The sequence below is a fragment of the Bradyrhizobium sp. UFLA05-153 genome, from assembly GCF_054185185.1.
Genome location: NZ_JBBIAM010000016.1, coordinates 114726 through 123141, shown reverse-complemented (window position 1 = coordinate 123141; position 8416 = coordinate 114726). Strand labels below are relative to the sequence as shown.

At 61.7% G+C, this 8416-nt stretch carries 2 protein-coding genes and 5 pseudogenes; 6 read left to right on the top strand and 1 reads right to left on the bottom strand.

Annotated elements, in window-relative coordinates; translation table 11 throughout:
- The 6 genes and pseudogenes from Q2941_RS12580 to Q2941_RS12555 form a co-directional block, all read left to right on the top strand.
- On the top strand, positions 1–2390 hold a 2390-nt coding region (locus tag Q2941_RS12580; protein ID WP_458192680.1), incomplete at its 5' end, for a CaiB/BaiF CoA-transferase family protein.
- Between the two features lie 660 nt (positions 2391–3050).
- A pseudogene (locus Q2941_RS12575) lies at positions 3051–4014 on the top strand (transposase family protein); the annotation flags it as partial.
- A 375-nt stretch (positions 4015–4389) separates the two neighbouring features.
- Positions 4390–5364: pseudogene (locus Q2941_RS12570) on the top strand (IS5 family transposase).
- A gap of 44 nt (positions 5365–5408) precedes the next feature.
- A pseudogene (locus tag Q2941_RS12565) lies at positions 5409–6499 on the top strand (IS110 family RNA-guided transposase).
- 392 nt (positions 6500–6891) lie between these two features.
- Positions 6892–7005 (top strand): annotated as a pseudogene (locus Q2941_RS12560) (IS5/IS1182 family transposase); the annotation flags it as partial.
- Positions 7005–7344, top strand: a pseudogene (locus tag Q2941_RS12555) (hypothetical protein). The pseudogenes Q2941_RS12560 and Q2941_RS12555, both read left to right, overlap by 1 nt.
- Before the next feature lie 180 nt (positions 7345–7524).
- Here Q2941_RS12555 and Q2941_RS12550 read toward each other — a convergent pair.
- Complete coding sequence (locus tag Q2941_RS12550) at positions 7525–8415, bottom strand: crotonase/enoyl-CoA hydratase family protein (protein WP_458192679.1); 891 nt, start codon at positions 8413–8415, stop codon at positions 7525–7527.
- Position 8416: the final 1 nt, after the last annotated feature.

Here is an 8416-nt window from a genome sequence, read left to right as displayed (position 1 = left end):
ATTGTGCACGGTTGTTTGCGGATTTCGGTGCCGATGTTCAAAAGGTCGAGCCGCGAGCAGGCGATCCACTTCGCCGCAGCGCACCACTCACGCCGGCCGGCCAGAGCGCGTGGTTCGCATTCCTGAACTTCAACAAGTCAAGCATCATCATCGATGGCGCAGACCCGGACGCGATCACACGGCTGACGGAACTGATCGAGGATTGCGACATTCTGGTCGATGGGCGCGATGTTGAGTCCGCGGATTGCCCGTCTATTGATATCTCTGCGATCCGCAGGCGGCGCCCCGGATTAATCTGCCTCGATGCGAGCTGGTTCGGCCGCGAGGGGCCCTATGCAGGATTTGCCGCAACCGATTCGACGGTTCGCGCGCTCGCCGGCCTCGTCAAGCTGGTTGGACCGGTCGAGGGCCCGCCATTGTACGCACCGGATTTCCAGACGGGTATCCTTGCCGGGCTGTGGGGCTTCATCGCCGCGGTTTCCTCGGCGGTTGCGCGAATGCAGGGCGGAACAGGGCGGTCGTGGTCGCTCAGTATTTTCGAAGCAAGTCTCGCTCTGTCGGAGTATCATATGTTCGAGTCGTGTGCGCGCGGCGACGTGATGCGCCGCATTGGCATCAACCGCTTCTGGCCAACCTTTCCGGCGGGCATTTACGAAACAAGAAAAGGTTGGCTCGGAGTTACGACGCTCACGCCAGCACAATGGCGCGCATTCTGCGACATGCTCGGTCTATTCGAGTTGCGTGATGATCCGGCTCTGGTCCTCAACGAGGATCGTCTGCGCCGCATGGAAGAGATCGAACGACAGTTTATGCCGAGGCTGAAAGCGCGAACGGCGCAGGAGTTGTTTGCGGAGGGACTGAAGCGCAAGGTCCCGATCGTCCCAATACCCGAAATGTCCGACCTGCTCGAGGATTCGGAGAAGAGCGCGCGCGGCGCGATCGTGCCTATTCTGTTTGGCGAAGAAGAGGGCTTGACCGCGGGGTCGATGCAGCGACTGACGTTGACACCGCCGCGCCGGGGCGGAAAGGTTCCGGCTCCCGGCGAGCAGCAGGCATGCGCGAACTCTCGGAGACACCGGAGCGGTACTGTGTCGGTGTCGTCCGACAGCATAGATGATGCCGGTCGGCAGCCGTTGCAAGGAGTTCGCGTCATCGACTTCTCGATGGGCTGGGCGGGTCCATTGTGCACCCGCACATTGGCTGATCTCGGCGCCGACGTCATCAAGATCGAGGCCATCCAGTATCCGGACTGGTGGCGCGGTGTTGACCGTCGGCCTGATTACGTGAATGGCCAGATGTACGAAAAGACACCGAGCTTCTGCATCATGAATCGCGACAAACGCGGTATCACACTCGACCTGAGGCGGCCGCAGGGTCTCGCTCTCGCCAAACGGCTTTTAGAGGGAGCCGATATTGCTGTCGGCAATTATTCGGTCGATGTGCTGCCGAAGCTCGGGCTTGGTTACGACCTCCTCAGAACACTCAACCCACGCCTCATCATGATGTCGATGTCAGCCTTTGGTGCGGACAGCGTCCATCGCGATTGCCGGGCCTACGGCTCGACTCTTGAGCAGGGCTCGGGGTTGCCGAGTGTGATCGGAAACGCCGGCGGGCCACCCGTGATGAGCCACATCGCGTTCGGGGATGCCGTCGGTGGGTTGAACGGCTGCGCAGCGGTTCTGGTTGCACTGATCCACGCCCGCAATACCGGGCAGGGACAGTTCATCGACCTGGCGCAGATCGAATGCATGATGCCGTTTGCGGCGCCATGGATCACTGTCCACTCAATCGGCGGTGCGTCGCCGCCGAGGTATGGCAATCGACATCCGCAGTTCGTGCCGCATGGCTGCTTCCGGTGTGCGGGTGAGGACAACTGGATCGTTGTAGCCGCGACCGACGACGACATGTGGCCGAGGCTTGCCATCCTTATCGGCCGCCAAGATTGGGCCGCGGACACATCGCTAAAATCTGCGGAAGATCGTCGCGGCATCGAGGATGTGATCGAGAGAGGCATCGAAGCATGGACGCTCACCCGCGATGCGGATCAGGCCATGTCTGAATTGCAAGCCGCAAGGGTTGCTGCCGGCGTGGCCCGCCTGCCAATTGACCTGCTGAAGGATCGGCATCTCAGGTCGCGCGCATTTCTGCAAGAAATCGAACGCGCTTTCTTGGGCTTGCATCCGCAACCCTCGATGCCGATTCGCGAAGGGGCAATGCCCTATGCGATCCGCACAGCGGCGCCGACACTGGGCCAACATAACAAAGAGATCTTATCAGGGCTTCTCGGGCTCTCCGACGCTGAGATCGCACAATTGGCGGGGGAAGGCATCATTGGTACGGCGATGCTCTCCGACAGGAATCTCGCAAGGACAAATGTGTCGTCGAACTGACAAATAAACGCTACGGCCAGATTGACGAACCATCAAGCTCGCCAGACCGGCCGCCAGCTGATCAGAACTCATCGTGCCGCAAGGCACGGTCAGTCTTCCGCCAGACGGTACTGGCGCAAAACTACTGCTGGAAACGGCTCAGGAAGGAGTTTGCCAAGCTGCAGGTTGAAAACAATGATGAAAAGAGCCGAACAGCGGAACGAGGCGAGAGCTTCGTGCTGTCTGGGGTTCGACTTCCGCTACCCTTCCGCAGTCTGCGCGGAGCGATGCGGCCGCACAACATGCCCGAGCTTTTAAAAAGCGGACGGCGCTTTTGCGCGAGCTCAAAGAGGTGTCTCGCCGATACCGGTCGTAACCGATTGACAGGTTAATAAGCCTGATCAATCCGATGCTGCTGCGGGGCTTGGGTGAACTAACTTCGCGGTTGGACACTCCAGTGGGTGCTTCAGTTACATCAAAGATTGGGTGGAGAAGAAGGCCAGGCGCCAGCTGACGCATGCTCGGAAACCTTGGTGCGAAGTAAATGGGGGCGCGCAGTGCGGGAGATCCGCCGGCTGCGTTGCGACGTGGAGGGGACTGGAAACGTGGCACGCTCGAGAGGCCTCCCGGCGCGCCAGTCCTCGACCCTACTGTGAGAGGCTGAGGGTGAAACACCCTCGGCCCACTCGGCAATACTTCTGCGGCGAATTGAGCTTCTGCCACCGGCTGCCGGCCGTTCAATCAATCGTCGATGACGCGCTGGCGCCAGCGAGCAGCTGGTTGCGATGATCCAGGAAGGTCTGTCGGTGGTTCAAAAGACTGGCGTCATCGACCCCAAGGACCTGGAGACCAACGCTGGCCTTTCGGGCATCGCCGCGATCGGCGGCAGGGCCTGTTCGATGGCTGCCAGAGCCAGAATGACCCGCCATTTTGTTGAGGTCGCGCTGCAACAGGGCCAAGCGGGCCGCCGGCATGGTCGGCCGCTATACCCATGCCCACCAGTTCAAACGCGCCCGGCGCCAGCTCAAGTATCGTGCGGACACGGCTTGGCCGGATCATCCGGGACATCCGCCGCAAGATTGATGGTGATGCGGTGCTGGAAGCGCGCTTAGGCCCGCTGCTCGGTTTAGCGCAGCAGGTGCTGCAACCAGGATCAACATCAGCGCGGTCCAAAGGTCTATGCCGTTACATGCGCCAGAGATGGAGTGCACCGGCAAGGGCAAAGCCCGCGCGCCTTACGAGTTCGGCTGCAAGGTCAGTATCGCCACGCCTTCCGAAGGGCGGACAGTTCGTGCTCCATGCCAAGGCCCTGCATGGCAATCCAGTTCGACGGGCACATGCTCGGTCCCCTGATCACCGACATGGAGAAGCTCACCGGCGTGGAGGAGGCTCGTCGCATCCACGTCGACAAAGGGTATCGAGGCCAAAACCACCTGCATCGGTTCAGGATCTGGATCTCGGGTAGGGTCCGCCGCGTCACGGCTTCCATCCGCCGCGAGATGAAGCGTCGCCCGGTTGTCGAACTGGTCATCGGCCATCTCAAGGCCGAGCACCGCCTGGACCGCAACTATCCCAAGGCCGCGCCGACGACCGCGTCAACGCAGTCCTGACAGCGGCCGGGTACAACTTCGGCCTGCTTCTGCGATAGCTCGCTAAACTCTTGCGCGCCATTATCCGGCGCTCGCCAAAACTGTCCCAACTCAAAAGATCACTTAAATCGGCAGTCGCCCGTGTTCTTCACGGAGGACTAATGACGTAATGCCGGCGCAGACCGAGGCGCCTCAGATCCGGCTTAGTCCAAAAAAACCAACGATCGTAGACCTTCTTCTCTTTCAAGCTGCACAAGCGGTGCCGCTTGACCGCTGCCGATCTCGAAAACCAAGGCTAACGCTCGATCTCGTCGAATTTTCTCTTCGGCGCGAAACTCTAGCTCGTCGAGCTAGCAGGCTGTTGAAAGAGGCGCTCGCCGGCGACCGCCGACCGTGATTCATTGGCTCGGATTGAGATTCGGGGATGGTGCGTGCGCGGCAGGGACAATCGAACGGGCGAGTTGTTCAGCTACGTTGACCTGGAGACGCGGGTGCGGCGTGATCATCCGCTGCGAGCGATCCGGACGATTGTGAACGAGGCAGTATCGGCGCTGGAGCGCCAGTTTGCGGCGCTCCATTCGCCGATTGGGCGGCCGTCGATCCCGCCGGAAAAGCTGCTGCGGGCGATGCTGTTGTAGGCGTTTTATTCGATCCGTTCGGAGCAGCTTCTGATGGAGCGGCTGGAATACGATCTGCTGTTCCGCTGCTTCGTCGGAGGACTCCGTCTGAGACCATTCAGTGTTCTCGAAGAACCGCGACCGGCTGCTGGAAGGCGACATCGCGGCCAAGTTCCTGGCGGCTGTGCTGGCGCAACCCAAGGCCGAGGAAGCTTCTGTCGAGCGATCATTTCTCGGTCGATGCCGCGCTGATCGAGGCCCGGGCCAGCGCAAGACGGCGGCCGCGATGCCGAAGCGGACTTCCGTGGCCAGAAACGCTCGAACGACACCCATGTTTCGACCACCGATCCCGATGCCAGGCTGTACCGCAAGGGCAAAGGCAAGGAGACGAAGCTGTGCTTCATCGGGCATGGGCTGATGGAGAAACCGCCACGGCCTGCTGGTCGACGCCTGTCTGACGCTGGCGAACGGGCATGCCGAACGGATGGCCGCGCTGCACACTGATCGAGCCGTGTGGCGACCGGCCGACAGCGATCACGCTTGGCGCCACAAAGCCTATGATGCAGAAGACTTCGTCAACGAGCTGCGCTCGATGAACGTGACGCCGCATGTTGCGCAGAACATCAGCGGTCGCAGCTCTGCGATCGACGGGCGAACACCCCGGCACGGCGGCTATGCTTCCGCAAGCGCATCGAGAAGGCATCCGACTGGATCAAGATGGTCGGAGGGCCGCCCGTAATCGGTCTGCGCCGGGACGTGCCGCAGCAGAGCAAGTGGCTTGCACGATGAATGACGCGCACAATGCGCCGCCTCAGCAACGCGGGAGGCGGACGATGAAATTCTTCTGTGGACTGGACGTCGGCATGGGCGAGACAGCGATTTGCGGGGTCGACGACGCGGGCAAGGTGGTGTTGGAGACGGCGGTGGTGACCGATCCCGATGCGATCAAGGCAGCACTGAAGCCGTATCTCGGCCGGCTGCGCCGCCCCGGCCACGAGGCGGGGGCGCTGTCGCCCTGGCTGCATCCGGAATTGCTCAAGCGCGGCGTGCCAGGCGGTCTGCCTGGAAACCTTCCCCGTCCGCACGGCGCTGAAGGCGCAGCGCAACAAGACCGACCGGACGGACGCGCTGGGCCTGGCGCATTTGACGCGCACCGGCTGGTTCCGCAAGGCGCTTATCAAGAGCGAGGCCTGCTACCGGCTGCGGCTATTGCTGACGCACCGGCGCAATCTGAAGCGCAAGAGTCTGGATCCGGAGAATGCGATCCGGCATTCGCTGAAGCTGTTTGGCATTCGCCTGAGCCATGTCGGCTGCGGCGGATTCGCGCAAGTCGTGCGCGAGGCGGTGGCGGGCGATACGCTGGTCAGCGAGCTGATCGACGCCGTGGCTGAACGCGCGCGCCGCACTGTGGAAGGAGTACTGCCGGCTGCACGATCTCGTGGTCAAGCTGGTGGCGAGCCATGAATTGTGCCGGCGCTTCATGCAGATTCCCGGCGTCGGCCCGGCAGCAGCCCTGAGCTCCATGACGTCGGCCGACGATCCCGCACGCTTCAAGAGGTCGCGCGATGTGGCGACCTATTTTGGCTTGACGTCGCGGCGCTGGCAGTCCGGCTCGTCGATCGACGTGCAGGGGCGGATCAGCAAGGCGGGCGATGCCGACGTGCGGCGGGCGCTCTACGAAGCGGCAAGCGCGTTGCTGACCCGATTCAAGCGCAAGGACAAGGTCAAGATCTGGGGGCTTGCGATCGCCAAACGCACGAGCCGCCGCAAGGCGACCGTTGGCGTGGCACGCAAGCTTGCGGTCATCATGCATGCGATGTGGGTCGATGGCACATTTTATTCTGGCGCTCGGGCTGCATCCCCAGCGGACGTGAGCGCACGTGCCGCCGCCAAGGACCGCAAGCTGCTCGGAGCCCATACATGACAGAGCGCGAACTGATTGCAGAGCAATGACCTGATGGGCGTACGGCTTTAAACACGGAGCTCCGCGACAGCGGAAGAGACCTGGAGCAGATCAGCGATGACGGAACGCACGCTACCTTGCCTGTGGCCACGCACCTGACGTGCAACGTGGACCACGCCGGAGTCCCTCTGGTGTGGCTCCGTCATGCCGATGGAAGATTGCGCCGCGACGGCATACCCGCTGCCTTGCTGCAGCGACCTTACGTCGTCGATGAGCGCGGAAGAGTGCACGGCGCACCGGGACTCGCGGCTGAGGTGGCGCATCGCGGTCAAGCGTGGCGCAGAGGGCCTTGTCGCAAACGAGAAAGGAAGCGAGAATGGGTGAGATCAAGCAGACGACACTACCGATTAAGAGGGCAAGATAGAACCCGCTTCCGTGGCCGTGATCGCGTCGGATGAGCCTTTACCTTCACTGCCGCCGCCTACAATCTAGTGCGGCTGTCCAAGCTGATCGCGGAGGCCGGCTGATGGCCAAGGTGCCCGGCTTCGCCAAGGCCTTTGCCGGCCGCTGGCGCATCGTCGAAATGGACAACTGGGACAGCGACTTCCTCGATCTTGTCGAAGAGGCGCATCTCACCTTCGAGGGCAAGTCCGACGGTGAAATTGCTTTCGGTGCACTGAAAGGCTTTCTCGACGTCCGCTACGGCGCGCGAGACGGTTCGGCGCGGAGTTCTCGTGGGAAGGTCAGGACGAGAATGACCGGTCCGCGGTCACGAATGGGTTATTATCCGCACCGCCGGCAGGCTCGCTGGCCACTTCTACATACACAACGGCGCCGATTCGGGCTTCGTTTGCGAACGCGACTGAGTTCTTCAACAGCCTGCTAAATTTAGGGCGTGCACGAGCACATCCTGTCCCGACAACAGGGATGCGTCCGCACATCGCGTCGTCCCAAGAGTGGCGATCCCACATCAATCGGAGCCTCTACTCCTCGCAGAACAGCATCGCAGTCCGGCTCACGCTTTGTTCGGCCGGACCGACGGACAATCATTTGTACTGCCGCTCCGTCCACCATGGAAAAAAATCCGGCATGTCGGCTGAAACCTTATCCTTGAACACCGGGGGCCGCTTTTCCAAGAACGCAATCACGCCTTCTTTGGAATCCGCGGAAGCGCCCCGTGTATAGATGGCGCGGCTGTCGATTTTGTGGGCTTCCATGGGATCATCGGCACCCAGCATGCGCCACATCATCTGCCGGATCAGTGCGATCGATATAGGTGCGGTCTTCTCGGTGATCTCGCGGGCGACTGCCCGCGCCGTGGGCAGCAGTTGATCGGGCGTCACCACCTTGCTGACCAGCCGGCCGGCGAGCGCTTCCTCCGCCGAGAATACCCGCCCGCTGTAGCACCACTCCAGCGCCTGCGCGATGCCGACAATGCGCGGCAGGAACCAACTTGAGGCCGCCTCTGGCACGATGCCACGCTGGGAGAACACAAAGCCAAAGCGCGCGGCTTCAGATGCAATACGGATATCCATCGCGAGCGGTATGGTGAGACCCATACCGATCGCCGGCCCGTTCACTGCGGCGATTATGGGCTTCAGGCATTTGAAAATTCGCAAGGTCAGCCGGCCACCGCCGTCGCAAACGTGGGGATCGCTGTAATCCACCGTGCCATTGGGTAGTCGCTTCACCGGCCCACGCTGCGCTTCGATGTCAAATATGTCGGCGCCTACGGAAAGATCGGCACCTGCGCAGAAAGCGCGGCCTTCGCCGGTAACGATCATGGCCCGGACATCATCATCGTTCTCGGCCCGATCGAAGGCGTCCACCAGCTCCCGGTGCATGGTGGCGCTGAAGGCATTGAGCTTCTCCGGCCGGTTTAAGGTAATTGTGAGGATCTGCTCGGCGAGCTCATATTTGATTGTCTCGTAGGCCATG

Bases quoted from the DNA above. Each gene is read 5' to 3' on its own strand.
- Q2941_RS12550 (WP_458192679.1), bottom strand. From the start codon at position 8,415: ATGGCCTACGAGACAATCAAATATGAGCTCGCCGAGCAGATCCTCACA.